Source organism: Parabacteroides sp. AF27-14 (assembly GCF_003635425.1).
GTDB classification, from domain to species: domain Bacteria; phylum Bacteroidota; class Bacteroidia; order Bacteroidales; family Tannerellaceae; genus Parabacteroides; species Parabacteroides distasonis.
Genome location: NZ_QTLZ01000006.1, coordinates 1 through 19,010 on the forward strand (window position 1 = coordinate 1; position 19,010 = coordinate 19,010).

General features: G+C 44.0%; 18 protein-coding genes. 8 read left to right on the forward strand and 10 right to left on the reverse strand.

What is annotated here, in order from left to right:
* Nucleotides 1-63: 63 nt before the first annotated feature.
* The gene (locus DWY79_RS08315) at nucleotides 64-1,425 is read right to left on the reverse strand and encodes a TrpB-like pyridoxal phosphate-dependent enzyme (protein WP_122369187.1); all 1,362 of its coding nucleotides are present in this window, start codon (nucleotides 1,423-1,425) and stop codon (nucleotides 64-66) included.
* 159 nt (nucleotides 1,426-1,584) lie between these two features.
* Between DWY79_RS08315 and DWY79_RS08320 the strand changes: the two genes are divergently transcribed.
* Complete coding sequence (locus DWY79_RS08320) at nucleotides 1,585-2,814, forward strand: DcaP family trimeric outer membrane transporter (protein WP_005859945.1); 1,230 nt, start codon at nucleotides 1,585-1,587, stop codon at nucleotides 2,812-2,814.
* 22 nt (nucleotides 2,815-2,836) lie between these two features.
* A complete protein-coding gene (locus DWY79_RS08325; protein WP_034530824.1) occupies nucleotides 2,837-4,057 on the forward strand; it encodes a DcaP family trimeric outer membrane transporter in 1,221 nt (406 codons plus the stop codon).
* A 95-nt stretch (nucleotides 4,058-4,152) separates the two neighbouring features.
* Here DWY79_RS08325 and DWY79_RS08330 read toward each other — a convergent pair whose 3' ends face one another.
* Entirely contained in the window at nucleotides 4,153-5,163 is a 1,011-nt protein-coding gene (locus tag DWY79_RS08330) for an aspartate-semialdehyde dehydrogenase (RefSeq protein WP_005859941.1), read from the reverse strand.
* Nucleotides 5,164-5,317: 154 nt separating this feature from the next.
* Here DWY79_RS08330 and DWY79_RS08335 point away from each other — a divergent pair, with 154 nt between their 5' ends.
* Together DWY79_RS08335 and DWY79_RS08340 are read left to right on the forward strand one after the other, a co-directional pair.
* Nucleotides 5,318-7,690 carry a lamin tail domain-containing protein gene (locus tag DWY79_RS08335; RefSeq protein WP_122369188.1) on the forward strand — a complete coding sequence of 791 codons (2,373 nt, stop codon included), beginning with the start codon at nucleotides 5,318-5,320 and terminating at the stop codon, nucleotides 7,688-7,690.
* 33 nt (nucleotides 7,691-7,723) lie between these two features.
* Entirely contained in the window at nucleotides 7,724-7,990 is a 267-nt protein-coding gene (locus tag DWY79_RS08340; protein ID WP_008772999.1) for a hypothetical protein, read from the forward strand.
* A gap of 111 nt (nucleotides 7,991-8,101) precedes the next feature.
* Here the strand turns inward: DWY79_RS08340 and DWY79_RS08345 are convergent, their stop codons facing one another.
* Both DWY79_RS08345 and DWY79_RS08350 read right to left on the reverse strand, forming a co-directional pair.
* A complete protein-coding gene (locus DWY79_RS08345) occupies nucleotides 8,102-9,235 on the reverse strand; it encodes a clostripain-related cysteine peptidase (RefSeq protein ID WP_122369189.1) in 1,134 nt (377 codons plus the stop codon).
* A gap of 229 nt (nucleotides 9,236-9,464) precedes the next feature.
* Nucleotides 9,465-10,514 carry a YhcG family protein gene (locus DWY79_RS08350; RefSeq protein ID WP_197735325.1) on the reverse strand — a complete coding sequence of 350 codons (1,050 nt, stop codon included), beginning with the start codon at nucleotides 10,512-10,514 and terminating at the stop codon, nucleotides 9,465-9,467.
* Nucleotides 10,515-10,782: 268 nt separating this feature from the next.
* Here DWY79_RS08350 and DWY79_RS08355 point away from each other — a divergent pair, with 268 nt between their 5' ends.
* Together DWY79_RS08355 and DWY79_RS08360 are read left to right on the forward strand one after the other, a co-directional pair.
* The gene (locus tag DWY79_RS08355) at nucleotides 10,783-11,343 is read left to right on the forward strand and encodes a DUF3575 domain-containing protein (protein WP_005863367.1); all 561 of its coding nucleotides are present in this window, start codon (nucleotides 10,783-10,785) and stop codon (nucleotides 11,341-11,343) included.
* A gap of 12 nt (nucleotides 11,344-11,355) precedes the next feature.
* Nucleotides 11,356-11,862: a DUF3868 domain-containing protein gene (locus DWY79_RS08360; RefSeq protein WP_121961179.1), complete on the forward strand. Its 507-nt coding sequence runs from the start codon at nucleotides 11,356-11,358 to the stop codon at nucleotides 11,860-11,862.
* 137 nt (nucleotides 11,863-11,999) lie between these two features.
* Here the strand turns inward: DWY79_RS08360 and DWY79_RS08365 are convergent, their stop codons facing one another.
* Entirely contained in the window at nucleotides 12,000-12,548 is a 549-nt protein-coding gene (locus DWY79_RS08365; RefSeq protein WP_122369190.1) for a hypothetical protein, read from the reverse strand.
* On the reverse strand, nucleotides 12,548-13,084 hold the full coding sequence (locus tag DWY79_RS08370) for an AAA family ATPase (RefSeq protein ID WP_370449943.1): 537 nt from the start codon (nucleotides 13,082-13,084) through the stop codon (nucleotides 12,548-12,550). Before DWY79_RS08370 ends, DWY79_RS08365 begins: the two co-directional genes overlap by 1 nt.
* 162 nt (nucleotides 13,085-13,246) lie before the next feature.
* Here DWY79_RS08370 and DWY79_RS08375 point away from each other — a divergent pair, with 162 nt between their 5' ends.
* Together DWY79_RS08375 and DWY79_RS08380 are read left to right on the forward strand one after the other, a co-directional pair.
* Entirely contained in the window at nucleotides 13,247-13,936 is a 690-nt protein-coding gene (locus DWY79_RS08375) for a type 1 glutamine amidotransferase domain-containing protein (protein ID WP_057326108.1), read from the forward strand.
* A gap of 55 nt (nucleotides 13,937-13,991) precedes the next feature.
* A complete protein-coding gene (locus tag DWY79_RS08380; protein ID WP_057326109.1) occupies nucleotides 13,992-14,720 on the forward strand; it encodes a nitroreductase family protein in 729 nt (242 codons plus the stop codon).
* Nucleotides 14,721-14,814: 94 nt separating this feature from the next.
* Here the strand turns inward: DWY79_RS08380 and DWY79_RS08385 are convergent, their stop codons facing one another.
* The 4 genes from DWY79_RS08385 to DWY79_RS08400 form a co-directional block, all read right to left on the reverse strand.
* Nucleotides 14,815-15,225 carry a hypothetical protein gene (locus DWY79_RS08385; RefSeq protein ID WP_005863355.1) on the reverse strand — a complete coding sequence of 137 codons (411 nt, stop codon included), beginning with the start codon at nucleotides 15,223-15,225 and terminating at the stop codon, nucleotides 14,815-14,817.
* A gap of 1,037 nt (nucleotides 15,226-16,262) precedes the next feature.
* On the reverse strand, nucleotides 16,263-17,318 hold the full coding sequence (locus DWY79_RS08390; RefSeq protein WP_005863353.1) for a fimbrillin family protein: 1,056 nt from the start codon (nucleotides 17,316-17,318) through the stop codon (nucleotides 16,263-16,265).
* 53 nt (nucleotides 17,319-17,371) lie between these two features.
* Nucleotides 17,372-18,403, reverse strand: a complete 1,032-nt coding sequence (locus DWY79_RS08395; protein WP_122369192.1) for a DUF5119 domain-containing protein — start codon at nucleotides 18,401-18,403, stop codon at nucleotides 17,372-17,374.
* Complete coding sequence (locus DWY79_RS08400; protein WP_009275253.1) at nucleotides 18,400-18,975, reverse strand: DUF5119 domain-containing protein; 576 nt, start codon at nucleotides 18,973-18,975, stop codon at nucleotides 18,400-18,402. Before DWY79_RS08400 ends, DWY79_RS08395 begins: the two co-directional genes overlap by 4 nt.
* Nucleotides 18,976-19,010 lie beyond the last annotated feature (35 nt).

A 19,010-nucleotide genomic window follows, 5' to 3' on the forward strand; every position in this document is an offset into this window, starting at 1 on the left:
CTGAAATAAACAATAGCAAAAAGGGGCTGTCACACTTTTTGGACAGCCCCTTTCTTGTTTTTATCAGATGATTTTCTCCAAATCTTTCAAATTGTTAGCTACTTCCTCATCCGTTACCTCATAGTTTGTTAGATCACCGGATAGATATTGGTCGTAAGCGGCCATATCGATCAAGCCGTGGCCCGATAAGTTGAACAAGATCGTACGAGGTTTACCTTCGATTTTGGCTTGCTCTGCCTCATGGATAGCCGCGGCGATAGCGTGGGATGATTCTGGGGCCGGGATAATACCTTCCGCTTGCGCGAATAGAGTAGCGGCCTTGAAGGTATCCAATTGCTTGATATCCACGGCGCTCATCAATTCGTCTTTCATTAACTGGCTGACGATGGAGCCGGCGCCATGATAACGCAAACCTCCCGCATGGATATTCGCTGGAGAGAAATTATGTCCCAACGTGAACATCGGGATTAATGGGGTATAGCCAGCCTCATCTCCGAAGTCATATTGGAATTGCCCTCTTGTAAGTTTCGGGCAAGATGCCGGTTCCGCCGCTATAACCCGGATATCCTTACCTTCCGTTAGTTTATGGCGCAGGAATGGGAATGTGATACCGGAGAAGTTGGAACCACCACCGAAACAACCGATAACGACATCGGGGTACTCGCCAGCCTTTTCCATTTGTTTCTCAGCTTCCAGTCCGATAACGGTCTGATGCAGCATAACGTGGTTTAATACGCTACCTAATGTATATTTACAGTTCGGTGTTTGCATGGCCAACTCTACCGCCTCGGAAATAGCGGTACCTAGGCTACCTTGATAATTAGGATGGTCTGTCAATATCTTACGTCCGGCTTTCGTACTCATACTCGGGGAGGCAACAACTTGTGCTCCGAAAGTCTGCATGATCGAACGACGGTAGGGTTTCTGGTGGTAACTAACCTTTACCATATAAACGGCAAGTTCCAAGCCGAAAGCTTTTGCCGCGTAAGAAAGAGCGGCACCCCATTGTCCGGCGCCTGTCTCGGTCGTGATATTAGTCGTACCCTCTTGTTTACAATAATAAGCCTGAGCCAAGGCCGAATTCAACTTATGTGAACCGATCGGGCTTACACTCTCGTTCTTGAAATAGATATGAGCGGGCGTATCCAGCGCTTTTTCTAATCCGGTAGCACGAACCAACGGAGTCGGTCGCCATACCTTATAAAGCTCGCGTACTTCATCGGGGATCTCGATCCATGCGTCTGTCGTGTTCATTTCTTGATGAGAGACGCCTTTCGAGAATAGAGGATATAAATCTTCCTCCTTTAAGGGCTGTTTAGTTTGTGGATTTAAGATCGGCAGCGGTTTATTCTTCATATCCGCTACGATATTATACCATGCCGTAGGTATATCTTTTTCTTCTAGCAAAAACTTTTTAGTACTCATTTTCTTTATCTGGTGTTTACAATATTAATCTAATTTGACCTTTAAGGCTTACAACTTGGAAGCAAAGGAACAAATAATATTTCGTTTCTTCAAATTGAATCCATAAAAATATATACATTCGCGGCTTATAAGGTAAGAAAAATAACAAACTGAATTATAATGAGACGGATTACCCTGTTGCTCGTGGGGATGCTAGCCTTATTTTCTACGACAGCGCAAAGAAAAAACTTCACTTACAAATTCTACGGCTTCGTCCGTGGAGATCTTTTCTACAATTCCCGGGCTAATATGGCTCCGATCGATGGGAACTTTTATCTCTATCCTTTGGATAAGAGTTTTGATGCGGATGGCAAGGATTTGAACGCCACGCCGAATGGCAGTTTCTATACGTTCACTTCCCGCTTGGGCTTGGACGTGACGGGTCCCGATATCGGCAAGGCTCGTTCCTCCGCTAAGATAGAGACGGACTTTGGCGGTTTTTCCGGTAGTAATACGATGTTACGTATCCGGCAGGCATACGTAAACTTGGATTGGGGAAAATCGGCGGTATTAGTAGGGATCACGTGGCATCCCTTGTTTGGCGCCGTGATGCCGGATGTCTTGAATCTTTCCACCGGAGCGCCGTTCCAGCCTTTCAACCGTAGCCCTCAGATCCGTTACCAGTATAAGGCGAATAGCCGGGTACAATTGACGGCTTCCGTGTTGTGGCAATTACAATACCTTTCCAGCGGACCGAAAGGCATGAGCGAGGATTATATTAAGAATAGCTGCATTCCGGAGATGTTCGTGGGGGCGGATTTTACCCCTGCGGATGGTTGGTTGATGGGGCTCGGCGCTCATATGATCTCCTTGAAACCCCGTACTTCCACGGAATGGAAGGAGCAAACTTTTAAGGTGAACGAGCGAATGACCGCATTCTCTTACGAGGCACATTTGAAGTATAGCGGAAGAAACTATACCTTTGCGGCGAAAACCTTGATGGCCTCAGCCTTGGATCATACCGCTTTATTGGGCGGTTACGGGGTGAGCTCGGTGGACTCCCGTACGGGCGAGCAGGGATATACGCCTTTTCGCCATTCTACGACATGGGTGAATTTCGCCTACGGAACGAAATGGAGACCGGGAGTTTTCGTCGGATATACGAAGAATTTGGGAACCGGGAAGTCCTTGGTCTCAGCGGATAAGGTCTATGGTATGGGATTGGATATCGATCAATTAATAACCGTCAGCTTAAACGTATCGTATAATTTACCGCATTGGAAGTTCGGTTTCGAGTATTGTCCGGCGACAGCTTATTATGGCACGACCGACTTAGAGAGCGGACGTATCGAGCAAACACATGCGATAACGAATCATCGTATATTAGGTTTGATGATGTATTATTTTTAAAGATAGATTGACCGGAATGGAAATGAAACGCAACTTGCTTCTTTTGATCGGCCTATGTATGGCGGTATGCGTACAGGCGCAAAAGAAAAACTTCTCTTACAAATTTTACGGACAGGTACGTGGAGACTTGTTCTATAATTCCCGTGCGAACGCCGAGATCGTGGATGGTTTGTTCCACCTATATCCGAAGGACGTGGCGTTGGATGCGGATGGCAAGGACTTGAACGCTAGTCCGAACGGTAGTTTTTACCTGCTTTACTCCCGTTTGGGAATCGATGTACAAGGACCGAAGGTTGGTTCGGCCAAGACTTCCTTGAAACTGGAGGCCGATTTCCGGGGTTCGGGTAGCAATTGGGCGGTGCTTCGTATCCGTCATGCCTATGTGAATCTGGATTGGGGCAAGTCCGCTGTCTTGATCGGACAGACGTGGCATCCGCTATTTGGCGAGGTCTTTCCACAGATGTTGAATCTTTCTACCGGCGCCCCGTTCCAGCCCTTTAACCGCAGCCCGCAAATTCGTTATCGTTATACGGACAATGGATGGCAATTGACCGGGTCGGTTCTATGGCAGTTGCAATATCTATCGGCCGGCCCGAATGGAAAGAGTGAGGAATATATCAAGAATAGTTGCGTACCGGAAGTCTATCTCGGGGTGGATTATAAGAAACCCGGTTGGCAGGTAGGAGCCGGTATGGAAATCTTGTCGTTAGTGCCGAGAACGCAGAACGAGGTGGATGGCAAGATTTATAAAGTCAGCGAGCGGGTTACTTCCGTATCCGGCGAGGCGCACGTGAAATATCAGGACGCTAATTGGTTGGTGATGGCGAAAACATTGCTGGCTTCTAACTTGACGCAGACTTGTATGTTGGGTGGTTACGGCGTCACCTCTATCGACCCACGTACCGGCGAACAGGAATATTCGCCGTATCTCTTCTCCACTTCTTGGTTGAATATCGTGTATGGTAAGAAATGGAAACCGGGTTTGTTCTTAGGCTATTTGAAGAACTTGGGAGCGAACGAGGCACTGGTAGGCAAGACCTATGGCGTAGGTCTGGATGTAGATCAGGTATTTACGACCAACCTACAACTTTCATATAACCTCCCGCACTGGAAACTGGGTGTTGAATACAGTCCTTCCATTGCATGGTATGGTAATGTGGATTTGCAGGATGGTGGACGGATTCATGACACACATTCGATAACCAACCATCGGGTATTGGGCGTATTGATTTATACGTTTTGAGAAGGCATGAAGGAATTACGCTAAGCATAAAAAAGCGGGATAAGAGTATTCTCTTGATCCCGCTTCCACGTATATAGAATTTACAAAGTTGTCTGTTATTTGATATTACCCACCTTTAGCAAGTACTCGGCGATTTGTACGGCGTTCAAAGCGGCGCCTTTCTTGATCTGGTCGCTCACGGTCCAGAATGTCAAACCATTCGGGTTGCTGATATCCTTACGGATACGGCCTACGTAAACCGGATCGTGATCCGCTACGAACAACGGCATCGGATAATCCTTGTTTGCCGGTTCATCCTGCAATACCACACCCTCAGCCTCGGCGAAAGCCTTGCGAGCCTCTTCCACGCTGATCGGACGCTCTGTCTCTACCCAAGTAGATTCGCTATGCGCGCGCATAACCGGTACGCGAACACAAGTAGCGCTCACCTCGATATCCGAGTGCATGATCTTACGGGTCTCGTTATACATCTTCATCTCCTCTTTCGTATAGCCATTTTCCGTGAATACGTCTACGTGAGGGATTACGTTATATGCCAATTGATAAGCGAATTTCTCTACTGTAGGCTCCTCGCCCTTTAATAATTGCTCATATTGTTTTACCAACTCAGCCATAGCGGTAGCGCCCGCTCCACTGGCAGCTTGATAAGTAGATACGTGAACACGCTTGATATGAGATAAGTTCTCGATCGCCTTCAACGCTACAACCATCTGGATCGTGGTACAATTCGGGTTAGCGATCACGCCACGAGGACGATTCAAGGCATCCTCCGGGTTTACTTCCGGTACGACCAATGGAACATCCTCGTCCATACGGAACGCGCTGGAGTTATCGATCATCACCGTACCATGTTTCGTGATCGTCTTCTCAAATTCCTTGGAAGTACCACCTCCGGCTGAAACAAAAGCAACATCGATTCCCTTAAAGTCGTCGTTATGCTTCAGTTCCTTAACGGTATACTGTTTACCACGGAAGGTATAAACACGTCCGGCACTACGAGATGAGCCAAAAAGTACCAGCTCATCCATCGGGAAGTTTCTCTGGTCGAGTACACGCAGGAACTCCTGTCCTACGGCTCCACTTACACCAACAATTGCTACTTTCATTTTGAGCACTGATTTAATTTGAATAATGTAAAATAGTTATAACTTTGCTGTCTGTAAAGGGCTTTCATATTTTTGCCTTTTGCGCCCTATTATTTACAGTTGTAACTTATTAGGGTGCAAAGATAGAGAAATTTATAACTAAAACGATATAGCTATGAAACAATTATTATTAATTCTTGCGTTTTTACTTCCGCTTTGCGCTTATCCCCAGTTAAAAGAACCGTTTAATGGACCGGAGATTACATCGGATAACCCTTGGACGGGTGATTTAGATTGCTTTGTGATTGAGAACGGATGGCTGGTCTCACGTGCGGATCCTACCCGGAAAAGTGTTTCCATAGAAACTCCTCTCGTTTATTCCGCTACAATGGAATGGGAATTTGAGATTCGGATGGATTTCAAACCAAGCGATCAAAACCATATCCGGCTACATGTTTATTTAGATGATCAGAGGATGCTTGGATTAAAAAACGATTATTATGTCCAAATCGGCAGTAATAAGAAAACGATAACTTTTCGGAAACATACCGCAACGGAGAAGAATCCAAGGATCTTAATAGAGAAAGCGCTCGATGTCTTGTTGGGAGCCGTGGATTTGAAAGTGAAACTTACTTTAGAAAATCATAAGATATGGAACTTATATGTGCTAGAGAAGGGTAGGTTTGTCTTGATAGGGAGTTGTGAGTCTGAAGTTTCTTCTTCATGTAAAGGGGGACAACTACGTTTTGAATGCCGCTATTCTAAAACTCGAGTAAATGATTTTGCGTGTAACTACATCATTATATCCGATAATATCTCGATCGAACCAGAGAAGCCGGATACTCCCGAAGAGCCAGAAGAACCCAATGAGCCCGATGAGCCGTTGGTTCTTCCGCGGCTTCTTGCTATCCAACCGATCACCGAGTCTGTTTTCCAATTACAATATAATCTTCCGGTGGATATCCGTGAGGCGATATTCTCTATATCGGGTATCGGTAATGCCTCTCGTATGACCTATGCGGATGATATGCGGATCCATGTGAATATCAGCTTTGATAAGGAGTTGAAGGTTGGTATGGGTTATGATTTGTTGTGCTCGGGGTTAATGGATCTTGAGGGAAATAAGATTCCGGAGAGTTCTACCGAGATTCGGTTAGAATATGAAGAAGAGCCCGACGTTCCGGAGGAACCGGAAGTGCCGGATACTCCTTCTTTCCCCGCCGGTAGTATCCGTATTAATGAGGTGATGGCTGATCCGAAAGGGCAAAAGGCTTTTCCGGAAACGGAGTATGTGGAACTTTATAATACGACGGATAAGGCTATAGAGTTAAATGGTTGGTCATTCTTATATGGTAGTAAGCCAACGGTATTGACAGCTTTGCTTTTGGAAGCGGATGGATATATCGTGCTTTATCGGTCTGGTAGGGATATACATATTGACGATTCGGGACAAGATATGCCCTTGGATAAATTCCCGGCGTCTTTGGCGAACACGAGGAAGGAGCTTGCGTTATTCGATCCTTCCGGTAAGGAGATCGACCGGATTGCCTATGAGAAAGCGAAAGCCGGTATCGCTTGGGAACGTTCTGAAACCGGTTTTTATTTATCAACGGATGAACGAGGAGGCACGCCGGGTTCCGCAAACTCTTCTCCTGACGATGAACCAGAAGATCCGGATCGTCCGGACACTCCCCATAAACCGGGTATCCCCACGGACATTATAGTCTTACCCAATGAGATCGTTTTTAATGAGTTGTTGCCGAATCCTTATCCGGAAGGGAGTGAGTATATCGAGCTTTATAATCGTTCGGACCGGACATTGTCTTTGGCTGGACTGTCTGTTGCTACCCGCAAATCCGATGGTACATTGAGTTCGCATTATCCTTTATCTTCTATAGTCTCTCCGGTAGAACCACAAGATTATGCGTTGCTGACTAAAAGTATGGGAGGAGTGAGCGATTTTTATCTGATATCTTCGCCGGATGCTTTGCATGAATTAAAACTTCCGGTCTTGGCAAATACCTCCGCTACGCTAGTCCTGTTTCGTACAGAAGATGAGGTTATGATCGATGAGATTCGTTATTCCTCTAAATGGCATGCCCCATCCGTGAAAAATGAGAAGGGGATTGCCTTGGAGCGGATTAATCCTGATAGCGATACGCAGGATGAGATGAATTGGACTTCGGCTTCGGCCACGGCGGGATACGGTACGCCCGGCTATCGGAATTCCCAATATGGAAAGCAAGATGAAGGCGAGGTCACGGGCATAGAGTCTCCCGTTTATTCTGAGGCAACGAAGGAATATACGATCTCCTACCATCTTGATGAATCCGGCTATACCTGTAGGGCCTGGATATTTGATATCTCCGGAAGGCGTATCAGTGAGGTGGTAAATCATGACTTATTAGGGATAGAAGGTGAATTGGCTTGGAACGGCCTTGCGGTGAATGGTTCCAAGGTGAGAACCGGCGTTTATATTTTCTATGCGGAACTTGTTCATCCTCAAGGACAGGTAAAACGATATAAGGAAGTGTTTTTAGTGAAATAAGTTCATTTGTGAAATAATATTAGTATTTTTGCTATGAGTAACTATAACGGTAACATTGAAAAAAGAAAAGCGGCTCAGGATTTAATGAAGAACAGAAGAGAAAATACTTCAAAGTATTTCTTCGATTTGTCAAAATTAACTTTTGCCGCTCTTGTATTGGGAGTAGGAAGCGCATTATTAAACCGCTGGGAGGATACGAGAGATATCATGTTGTGGCCTCCTATATTCTGGTATTCTTTATTTACTGGAACGTTTATCGCTACAGTATTTGCTTTGATTGGGTATAAATTATTAAAATAGAGAAATATGTTATTAGCAGTATTCTTTACGGTTATTTCTATAATGGCGGCAGGTTTCTTGATATTCCTGTATACCCCTCGTGGTAAACGCTGGCTAAGAGATGAGTTTTAATCATTGATATACATCTTTATACCACTCAAGATCCTTGTACCATTCGTTCAGTTTGGGCAAGGCTTCTTGGGGGACGTAAATGGATAGGCCGCTATATTTATTGACCGGCAGATAGCTTCCATACGGATACGGATAAGCGTAAACCGCCTTGGGTGTAGTAGCCTTGTAAATAACCGCCTTTTCCATGCTCCGCTTGAATGCGTTATATTGCTCTTCCGTGGCCAGACGGCTCACGTAATCATCAAAATCATATAAGGCATGATAATTCGGCGTCAAATACTCCATGATCTGCAATTCGCTAACGGGTACGGCGAAAAGATCACTTTCCGTCTTATCATGGAATAGGGTACGGCAAGTAGCGGCCAATTCATCCAACTCATCGCTTTTCATGACCGAGATCGTTCCTGCCTCACTTTGATAATACGTATAAAACTTTGTCGCTATCCCCACCACATCAGCTTCTTTCTTGAACATATCCCCCATGATCGTTTGATAGGGGAAACCATTGGCCAGTATCTCCGTTGGCGAGCCGATGATATAATCCGTACATCCCCGGAAAGCATAAGCTACCTCGGCGCACGACATATAACAGGCGTCGAACAAAATAAAATCAAAATGATACTTCGATAAAGCGGAGGCCAAATCATTGATCTCCATGAAATTATTCTTCCCATCCTGCCCGAAAGAACGCAGATAGCTATAGATATCCGAAGGTAGCCATCCCGTTCCGTGACTCCACAGCACCAACCCGTAACTATCCGCCGGATATTCCTTTTGTACCTTGTCGATTATTTGCGTCAGCGTCTCGGTAGAGGCCGAGTTCTGGTTCGAGTCGTAGGTCTCGAGCACGATCTGCCGGATGGTATCCGCTTCCAGCTTTAATTGAAAAAGCTGGGGAGCCTCGTTCTGCTTATCCGTATAGATCAACAAATTACCGTTGTTCAATCCATCTCGCTCAATCCCTTCCTTTATCGCCCTCAGGTTTTGGCTCACGTATCCACTCAAGCTATTATCCCCTGCGAAATAGATAAGAACCGTACGAGGGGCAGTAGTAGGGATAACGACCTCCTCTTTATCGCAAGCGACAAACGAAAGGAGTGAAAGGAGAAAAATCACGATATATTTAGCCTTCATGAGTCATATTCTGGATTTATTTTACAAAGGTATTACAATTTCTTGATATACGGAAGAATGAGGAAGATGATTTATCCTTACTTTCCACTCTACTATTTTATATATGAGAGTGTAATTTGCTAAGCTACTTCCGGTATTATCTGTTGAATATCTCGTGCTTTGTTCAACAAAACCATTTGCGGCAGTTATCATCATTATTATAGGAGCTATGGAATCAATCGGAGCTGTTCTATTGATTAATTTTGTAATCGTTTTGAGATTTCTCCGCAGTGCGTTTCACTTCATTGATTTCATTGATGAGCTGTTCGGTAGTAGGCAGGTAGAGTTGGTATTTACTTGCGAGAATAGTCTGATTGTTTTCGGGCAAAGCCAACTTCACCGCCGTATCGTTTTTGTCGGTGCAGAGAAGAATACCGATAGTAGGGTTCTCATCCTCCGTCTTCACATAGCGGTCGTAGTAATTGACATACATCTGCAACTGTCCAAGGTCTTGGTGCGTGAGTTTCTGCGTTTTCAGTTCAATCACCACAAACGAGCGCAGCAGGCGGTTGTAGAACACAAGGTCGGCGAAGTATTCGTCATCTTCCACAAGTAGTCGCTTCTGCCTTGCCACGAAAGAGAAGCCCTTGCCCATTTCAAGCAGAAAATCTGCAATGTGCGAGATAATAGCACTCTCCAAATCTCGCTCATAATAAGAAGCACGGCGTTCCAATCCGAGGAACTCCAATACCATTGGATCTTTGATAATCTCCGTGGGCGATTCGGGAATTCGTTGGTTTTGCGCCACGGCAAGCACCGCCTCCTTGTCGTTACTAAGCAACAGACGCTCGTAGAGCAGGGAATTGATTTGCCGTTCCAGCTCACGTTTAGTCCAGCCGTTGTTCACCGCCTCCAATTGGTAGTATTTGCGTTTATCTGTGTCGGGTATGGCTATTAGCAACTTGTATTGCGACCAGTTCAATTGCGAACACACTGTATTCGCAATCGGGTAAGTACGGTAAAACTGACGGCACATTTCGAGCTGACGCACCGAAAATCCGCTACCATAGTCGGGCGTGATGCGCTTCGAGAGGTTCTTGATAAGGTAAGAGCCATAGTCGGCACGCTCTTTGCCCTGCTGCTCTTTCTCGAAAATGCGCTTGCCGATGTTCCAATACATTTGCACCCGACAGAGGTCCACACTCCGCACGGCATTGGCACGTGCGCTATCTATTATCTGTTTTATTTCGCCCACGAACCCGTCTAAGGAATTTACCATTTCATTCTTCATATCATCCATTGCAAAGAACCGATTTAAATTCGTTTAATGCCTGCAAGTCAAACTCGCTAACCGTGAGGTTGCCAATCATCAAAGCCAACTGCGATGAAGCTAACTCGTTTACTTTTAATTACTACAAGAACATTTAGTGACTTCTGTAGACAAAGATAACGTTTTTCATTTGAAATCATGGATATTATATAAGTTAACGTACAAATGAACTGATAAATAATATTTATATTTGTACGGTTTTGTCTCTTAAATAAACAAACCTAATGAACCGGGAGATATGAATAAACTATATTTACTGTTAGTATTTCTTTTGTCAACCTTTATGGATATTCAAGGACAGGTCGTGGCCGTGAAGACCAATGTGCTTTATGACGCGATCACTACGCCGAACGTAGGGGCGGAGGTCGCGTTCAACAAGCATTGGTCGGTTGAGGCATCGGGGTATTATAACGGTTGGACATTCTCGAGCGATAAGTCCTTTAAGCATTGGATGATACAACCAGAGGCGCGCTACTGGATACACGAGCGTTTCAACGGACATTTCTTCGGGGTTCATGCCCAGTATATGGATTACGATTTCGCCGGTTTGAAGCTCCTGTATGGGATGGAGAAAAAGAATAGTTATAACGGTAACGCTTATGGCGGCGGTATCTCTTATGGTTATCAGTTATACGTGTCGCCCCGTTGGAACGTGGAGTTCACGGCGGGTTTCGGATACTTGCATTTCGAATATGATAAGTACGCTTTTCCTAGAGGAGATGCGCCTATCGGCAAGTTCCGCAACGAGTATTGGGGATTAACAAAGGCGGGTATCAGTATCGTTTACATCATCAAATAAAGAGATAAATCTATGAAGACATTCATTTATATATGCTTGCTTGTGATCGGCCTTGTTCTTCCGGCAGGAGCGCAGGTTCCTATACAATCTTACCGGGGGCAAGTCTCCTTGAAGCAAAACCGCATCGAGCGGGAGGGCAACTCCTTGCGTCTAGACCTAACGATCAGTGTCTGCGGACTCTCCGTGGGACGATATCAAACCCTGTCCTTGATGCCGATGTTGCGTAGCGACAGAGATTCCGTAGTCATGGCCCCGGTAGTACTAAACGGGGCAAACAAGCAAAAAATGTACGACCGTACCTTAGTTTTCGAAGGCAAGAAAGCCGCCGATGGCGACACTTATACGGTAATCAAGAACACCCCGGAACTGATCCGGGAAATCCCCTATGAACTATCCATTCCATACCACCCATGGATGAAGAACGCCGCTCTGATCTTGGTTGGGGAGTTGGATAATTATGAAGGTGCGCCATTACGAACATTCGTAAACGTATTGACAGAACATTTGGACATTCCGTAAAATAGTTTTTAACGCATTCCGTTATCCTGCAAGTACTGTCGAATAAGCGTAGGCGGTAGACTTGGGTATGGGCTTGTGCCTGCAATGTGTTCTGTATCCTTCGCTATGTTTCAGTCCACAATATCTCAAGAAGCTTGCTACAGTTTTGATGTTTGCCCATCAATAAGGGCTTTCATTTCTGCGCTATTAGAACTATATTGCTTTTCTTTCAAATATTTAATGGTATTCCTTAGGATTGTTATTTCTTCTGCGCTCTTAATTTCGTGAAATAACTTTTTGAAGTTCGTATCCTCTTTGCTCGATACTTGCTTTGTCTGCGCTGTAAAAGATCTCAATTCATCTGAAAGATCGAATTGTTTCATCTCAACTTTCTCTTCCTTAGCGCATTTTTGGATAAAGCGGTCTACGGCAGGATCGATCATTATTAAGAAATGAGCCTTGTCCGGGTGTTTGTAAAAATATAGGGAGTCCGTATGTCCTATTTCCGCAAATTCGTTGACGTAACTGACCTGTCGTTTGTCTTTATCCACTATTCCAACCGCGAATTTATCCGATAACTTTTCTTTCATCACTTTTACGACGTTGTTACAGCCTTTCTGATGATTATATCCTTTAGCGGTGGGAACCAACGTCTCGATTAGGTTTGTATCGACGTAGCATTCCGGAATTATGTAGAGTTCTGCCATTATCTTAAGAAGGTTTCGGTGTTGAAAAATAGGTCGATGCCATATTCGTACATTTCTTGTACTTCTGTGTCACTGGCTCTTTTCACGAAAGTTTCCCCATTCCTGAAGTCAACTAGGTAAATGGCAAGTTCGTCACTCGGTAATTCCAGAAAGTCGTTAACCACATAAGGACTGTGTGTCGTTATAAAAAACTGGTTTCTGTCCGATTGGATAATATCCTGCGTTACCTTTGATATGAAAGGAGGGTATGAGTGGGCTTCCGGTTCTTCAAAAACTAATGCGGACTCACTGTTACTTTCAATAGCCGCTTTGTAGAAAATCATGCGCTGCAGGGTATCGGCTATGGAATGAAATGGAATTAAAAATATCTCTCCCGGTTTCTTTTCTTTCATTACTTTAATCTCCTGGCTATTGGTATCGAAGACATATTTCAAGCCATAGTCGTTGAAAATAGTTCTTAATTCTTCTTTCAACTTGGGCATCATGGAAACAATATTCATCAAATTGCTTCCTCCCGGAGGTAATAGGAAAGGGATCGGTAATTTCTCCTTATCGAATGCTGGTGGATAGAGATAGCATTTGAAAGGATTTGCAGGTTTTCATATTTTCGGATTATGTTAAAGATTCCATATTCTGAAAAACAATCTATCCATGTGTATGTTTTCTTTTAAAGAATATGAATCAATAATTTGATTATCATGAAGATTTTAATAATAGTTACTAGCACAGGGACTTTTGCCAATGGGAAACTCGCGACCGGATTATGGCTTAGTGAGTTTACTCATATCTATCATAGTGCAAAAGAAAGCGGCTATGACATAACGGTAGCCAATCCGAAAGGAGGTTATATTCCCATTGATCCCGAAAGTTTAAAACCAATTTTTTTAGATGAAATGTCCGAAAAGTATTGGGAAAAGCCAGAATTCAAAAAGCTGTTGGATCATGCAAACAGTTTGGATAACCTGTTGGAACAACAGTTTGATTGTGTCTATTTAGCCGGCGGACACGGTGCGATGTATGACTTTCCTGACAATGAAGCTTTAAAGACTATCGTAAGGAAACAGGATGAAAGTGGCAGGATAGTGTCGGCCATCTGCCACGGGGTCAGTGGGTTGTTGAATGTCAAACTATCCAATGGCGAATATATGATTAAAGGCAAAAAGCTGACGGGATTCAGTTGGTTTGAGGAAAGTCTTGCCAGAAGAAAAGAAGACGTGCCTTTTGATCTTGAAGCGTTGTTGAAAGAGAGAGGAGCGGATTATGAAAAAGCATTGATACCTATGACTTCAAAAATAGTTGTAGATAATAATCTGATTACTGGGCAGGACCCGTTCAGTTCTAAAGAAATGGCGAAGGTCGTTATGCGGCAATTAAATAAAGCACAATAATAAATGGCTGAAGTAATCAGCTGGGAATAAATGTTTAATTCAAATCAGTATCATTATGAATTTAGATGAAGTCCTTCATCATCGTCGTTCTGTACGGGTGTATGATAAAGAAAAACCAATAGATACGGAAAAGGTAAAACATTGTTTGGAACTGGCTACATTGGCTCCTAACAGTTCTGATATGCAATTATGGGAATTTTACCATATTACAGAACCTGAATTATTGGCAAAAATTTCAAGGGACTGCCTTGGTCAGAAAGCGGCTTCTACCGCTTCACAAATTGTCATTTTTGTGGTTCGGCGTGACTGGTACAAGAAACATGCGCGATTCGTACTCAATTTTGAACGGGAGAACATTCGTCATTACAGTCCTAAAGAACGTCAGGACAAACGTATTAAGGATCGGGAAATATATTACGGTATATTGATGCCCTTTGTTTATGCCCGGTTCTTCGGTATTCTCGGATTGCTCAGGAAATTGTTGGCTAATATAATCAGTATTTTCCGTCCTATGATGCTTGAAGTTTCCGAGAATGACATACGTGTGACAGCCCATAAATCCTGTGCGCTTGCCGCACAAACGTTTATGATTGCGATGGCAAACGAAGGCTATGACACGTGTCCCTTAGAAGGGCTGGACAGCCGTCGGCTAAAAAGGACATTGAAACTACCTCATGGTGCTGAAATAAACATGGCTATTCCTTGTGGGATACGGGATGGAAATAAAGGCATTTGGGGAGAACGTTGCAGAGTACCTTTTGAAGATGTTTATCGTAAACTTTAAGGCCTCCTTTTTTAAGGCTGGAATTTTCACTCACAAATAAAAAGTACAAATATCAAGTATAAGTGGTAGATGTTGTAGATGTTCGCATGAGCCGTTAATTCCCTATCTCGCAAAAATAAGTGACTTGTATCCATTGGCCATTCTGAAAGTGGATAAGTTGAAGGACGGCCCGATGGCTGTTGATGGTGAGGTTGGCGGTAATCTGCTCCGTGGAGAATGAGTGGTGAGCGTATTTGGCAGTGTGGTTGATGATCTTGTTGGCATACGTCTCTTTTCCTTCCTTTTCCCACGTGAAGATAGCGCGATCGAAATCTAGCGTGAAACGATCATGGAAGGTGTTTCCTTTCCATGTCTGACCCAAGGGCTTGACGCCTTGTGGAGTATCAACGCATTCTGTTATCCGGCAAGTGTTGTCGGATAAATGTAGGTGATAGACTTGGGCATGGGCTTGCGTGGCAAGCAGGAGCCATAGCGACAAGACGGGTAACAGGAGGATCGTCTTCATTTAATGGATAAGGGCAACCTGTCTCCATCGGTTGCCGGGCTAAAAATACAGAAGCGTGGAAACTATTGATATTACCGTATTGAGGCTCTGGACGGCCCTATCCATGTAATAAACAATAGCCCACGCCATGCTGTTATATCGTCCAGAGCGATTACTGGTAAATATAGCACCGACGTGAGCGTTTATTGTCTATTATCCATGGATATGAAATTGTCCAGATTTCAATACGGGATAATATCTTTAAACGCTCTTCGTTAACTTATGTCCTCCTTCAGTGACCTACGCTTAGATATGAGGGATTATCGCAAATATAGGAAGAATAATTGATATCCGTATGCTATGTGGGGAGAAGTTTCCTCGCGGATTGACATTTTGACAAAATGTAAACGGAAGTCCGTGAGAGTCGATTATTTCGGGCGGATGTACGTCTCGCTTCCAAATACGCAAGAAAAAAACAGCAATTGTTTAGTAGACAGACAGATGTTGGAAAATGGCCTTTTATTCTAGCGAAATTAATTCATCGTAACTCATGGTTTGCCGGGTGTTTGGGCGATTCCATAAGGTTACGATAGGGTTATAATAAGGTTATAACGCCTTTCTCATTAGGTTATAACCCTATTCTTAGCTGCTTACGATGCCCAACGTAACCATATGTGTCGCCTAACGCGGCCTTTCGCGTTGGCTTTCGCAACCTATTGTGTGTGAAAAGGGGTACTTTGAGATGGAAAAGGGCACTAATGGCTATCTCCTTCTCGTTGTTTTGTGGTTCTTGCGGGAAGGGGATGTCACGATATATGGCTTATATTGCTCAAAAAGGTGGGATAATGACCGTATTGCTATCGAAAGGTTTTCTGATATTTATTTTATTGTAAGTAATCCTAGCTAAATATAGAGTGGCGTGTTTTTATGAGAATGGATTTTATGATAGAGAAGAGAGGCGGTGATATGAAGACCGGCTATTAAAAATTAATTAAGGGATTAGGTCTTCTATGTTGAAGAAGCCTAATCCCTTAATCTATGAAAATAAAGATAATATATTACTTGATTTCACCATTACCCCATTCTGCGGATTCTACTCCAACTGTTACATTCTGTAATTCGATCTCAAAAGTATATAAATATTTTTTACTAGGCTTCCATCCGTCTGTAACTACCGGTAAATCGATTTTCTTTACATTATTAACATCACCTGCACTTGTGGTTACAGTGTAACTGATCACAGCTGTTATATCTTTTTCTGCATATGATTGAGGAAGTAAAAACATAGGATCTAGTAAGTCGGTCGCTGCTAGTGCTACGGTATTGTCCAACTCATTTGCTAAGTTCGTTTTTTCGATGGCTACGTTGTGGTAAGTATTATCCAGCACCCATATATTATCTGTGTTATTAGTGTTAAATGTATATGTTCCTGCATTCTTAATTTTGTTGGTTGCAAATGATAACTTAAATCCTGTTACGGTAATCTTTGTTGCTCCAGTGTACTGTGCCTTGAGCTTTGCTTGAAACTTAATTTGAGAAAGAAGGTGATCCATTTTGAATTTAACAGTACCTGCATCTACTGCAACTCCATCTATAGTTGTGCTTGTTTTAGTAAGATCTGTGACCATATCTGCTACTAAATCTATTTGCGTATCAATTTCATCGGAAACAGTCAGTTTAATAGTCGGTGCTCCTGTTTTTGCTTTATCTGATATTGTAGTGATACTAGTTGTTTTAGGGCTGTAGGCAAAGAAAGTTACTTTACCAAGATCTCCATCCTCATTTTGTTCATTTGGCCAATATTGTATAGGAGAATAAGACCATTTACTATCAGTATATGTAACGGCTTGATCGTACATGAAGTTTGGAGCTTTAGCTTTGTCTCCACTTAATGATGCCCATGTATCGACACCTGTATAAGTTGCTATAACATTGAATCCCGTTGTTTGTAGTTTGGTGTCATCCATAATACTGGCCTTCGTCTGTTTCCCCACATAAGTTCCGAAATTAATCGCATTGTCATTCTTTGCTACCAATGTGCCAATCTCATCTTCGCCTGAGCAGCCCGCCAATACTACTAGGCTTAATGCTGCGATAAATAAATTTGTCTTCATAATGTTTAGTCTTTTAATGTTGTTTTATGTTGTTACTATTTATCATTCTATAGTTATGCGGGGATTACGATATTCGTCTCATCTCCCCAATTGTCTACTGTCGCATCGAATCCCCCTTCGCCGCCATTCTTTTCCGGCTCCACGTTTGGTAGCTCCAACGGAATATCCTCGGGAACTTCTTCCTTATCCGGATCAATTTTCGTACCCAGCACCACCTCTACCTCTTTCGTCTCATTATTGATCGCGGCACGTGGAGCTATATCATATTGCTTCGTAATGACCGTTCTGTTATCGACCAATAAGATGGAGAGCGTAAGCAAATTACTGATCTCGTCCGTGGCCTTCGATGTGACGTTTGGTCTGCCGAGTGTCAAGTAAGAGCCGGATAAGATACCATCGGTCGTTGAGTTCTCGTGAAAGGTCTTTTCCGAGAAGTCCACGAGTTGCGTCGCTACGCTACTTCCGGTCTTTCTATCCGCTATCCAATATGTATCCGCCATCCCTTTAATCGATCCCCTCGCAGTCCGCATGTTGTGCAATCCTTTTATCTCTAAGGACAGATGAGCCGTGAAGATTACCTTCTCGGGCCGGCAAGCCAAGGAAAACTCCTTTCCCTCCTTAAGGTTCGCCCGTACCATCTCTTGCGTCACCTCAAAACCCTCCAATGTAGCTACCGCTAAAGGTTCCGGATCGTAGATCAGCCGCTCTCCCTCGGTGGGCGTGTACCAATCGCTATCCGTCGTCTTCATCACGATCCGCAGGGTGCTGTATTGATCTTGACCCTCGATCGTGAGATAACTGTATTCTTCGGCCGCTTGGTTAAATACCACTACGTTATAGATCCCTTTCCTCAATCGCACCTCGTCGCCCGTCACCGTGTTGGTAAGGAAACGGCTTGGCTCCCCTCCATCGACCGGGTAAAAGAGCGCGGTCATACCATCCGGGTCGATACCGCAAGGACCCCAATCTATGTCGAGGCGCACCGCGCAACGGTCTACATACTCGCCGATCATAGTCTCTTTCGAGCATCCCGCCAATCCCATGACAAGCGAGATCAAGATGATAAATAACCGGCTCTCTCTCATCGGATACTCGTTTTCTTTAGCCCGTTGATATTGTTTGCGATCCCTTTCCTTTCATTGCTTAGATTCAAGGAACTGTCCTTCGATAGGAAAAACGGCGACAAGGTCAATTCCTTATGCTTCTCCGTGTCCCCCTCAACCTCTACCGAACGGATCGTGGCGACATATAACGGGATCACCTCGTCTTGACATGCCTCCAGATCCTCTAGAGAGGAGATATATGCTTCCGCTTCCTCGAACTTCGACATATTACGAAAACCTATGTTTTTCGCGTCGTAATTGAAAACCAATACATTATATTTATCCGGTGGTAAGAACAGGGTGATGCCATTGGCGTTCCCATCCGTCTGTATCATCGGCCCGCCCTCCGACGGGTAGATACAATAGCGAAGTTTCTCCGGTACCGGGGAACCTGCTACCACGCTATCCCAACGAAGGGTGCAAGTGATGTAGCCCGTGCCTCTTTTCTCCGGTTCCTCGGATCTCTCGCAACTACATTCCAGCACCATGCCGATAATGAATAAAACTGCGATAGAGATCTTTAAGATAATACTTGTCTTATTGTACCTATACATTTTATTTATCTTTGAAAATCAATTATGATTGATCT

What these genes read in the sequence shown, in the direction of transcription:
- DWY79_RS08315 (WP_122369187.1), bottom strand. Translation starts at nt 1,425, where the DNA reads ATGAGTACTAAAAAGTTTTTGCTAGAAGAAAAAGATATACCTACGGCA.
- DWY79_RS08320 (WP_005859945.1), top strand. Translation starts at nt 1,585, where the DNA reads ATGAGACGGATTACCCTGTTGCTCGTGGGGATGCTAGCCTTATTTTCT.
- DWY79_RS08325 (WP_034530824.1), top strand. Translation starts at nt 2,837, where the DNA reads ATGAAACGCAACTTGCTTCTTTTGATCGGCCTATGTATGGCGGTATGC.
- DWY79_RS08330 (WP_005859941.1), bottom strand. Translation starts at nt 5,163, where the DNA reads ATGAAAGTAGCAATTGTTGGTGTAAGTGGAGCCGTAGGACAGGAGTTC.
- DWY79_RS08335 (WP_122369188.1), top strand. Translation starts at nt 5,318, where the DNA reads ATGAAACAATTATTATTAATTCTTGCGTTTTTACTTCCGCTTTGCGCT.
- DWY79_RS08340 (WP_008772999.1), top strand. Translation starts at nt 7,724, where the DNA reads ATGAGTAACTATAACGGTAACATTGAAAAAAGAAAAGCGGCTCAGGAT.
- DWY79_RS08345 (WP_122369189.1), bottom strand. Translation starts at nt 9,235, where the DNA reads ATGAAGGCTAAATATATCGTGATTTTTCTCCTTTCACTCCTTTCGTTT.
- DWY79_RS08350 (WP_197735325.1), bottom strand. Translation starts at nt 10,514, where the DNA reads ATGGATGATATGAAGAATGAAATGGTAAATTCCTTAGACGGGTTCGTG.
- DWY79_RS08355 (WP_005863367.1), top strand. Translation starts at nt 10,783, where the DNA reads ATGAATAAACTATATTTACTGTTAGTATTTCTTTTGTCAACCTTTATG.
- DWY79_RS08360 (WP_121961179.1), top strand. Translation starts at nt 11,356, where the DNA reads ATGAAGACATTCATTTATATATGCTTGCTTGTGATCGGCCTTGTTCTT.
- DWY79_RS08365 (WP_122369190.1), bottom strand. Translation starts at nt 12,548, where the DNA reads ATGGCAGAACTCTACATAATTCCGGAATGCTACGTCGATACAAACCTA.
- DWY79_RS08375 (WP_057326108.1), top strand. Translation starts at nt 13,247, where the DNA reads ATGAAGATTTTAATAATAGTTACTAGCACAGGGACTTTTGCCAATGGG.
- DWY79_RS08380 (WP_057326109.1), top strand. Translation starts at nt 13,992, where the DNA reads ATGAATTTAGATGAAGTCCTTCATCATCGTCGTTCTGTACGGGTGTAT.
- DWY79_RS08385 (WP_005863355.1), bottom strand. Translation starts at nt 15,225, where the DNA reads ATGAAGACGATCCTCCTGTTACCCGTCTTGTCGCTATGGCTCCTGCTT.
- DWY79_RS08390 (WP_005863353.1), bottom strand. Translation starts at nt 17,318, where the DNA reads ATGAAGACAAATTTATTTATCGCAGCATTAAGCCTAGTAGTATTGGCG.
- DWY79_RS08395 (WP_122369192.1), bottom strand. Translation starts at nt 18,403, where the DNA reads ATGAGAGAGAGCCGGTTATTTATCATCTTGATCTCGCTTGTCATGGGA.
- DWY79_RS08400 (WP_009275253.1), bottom strand. Translation starts at nt 18,975, where the DNA reads ATGTATAGGTACAATAAGACAAGTATTATCTTAAAGATCTCTATCGCA.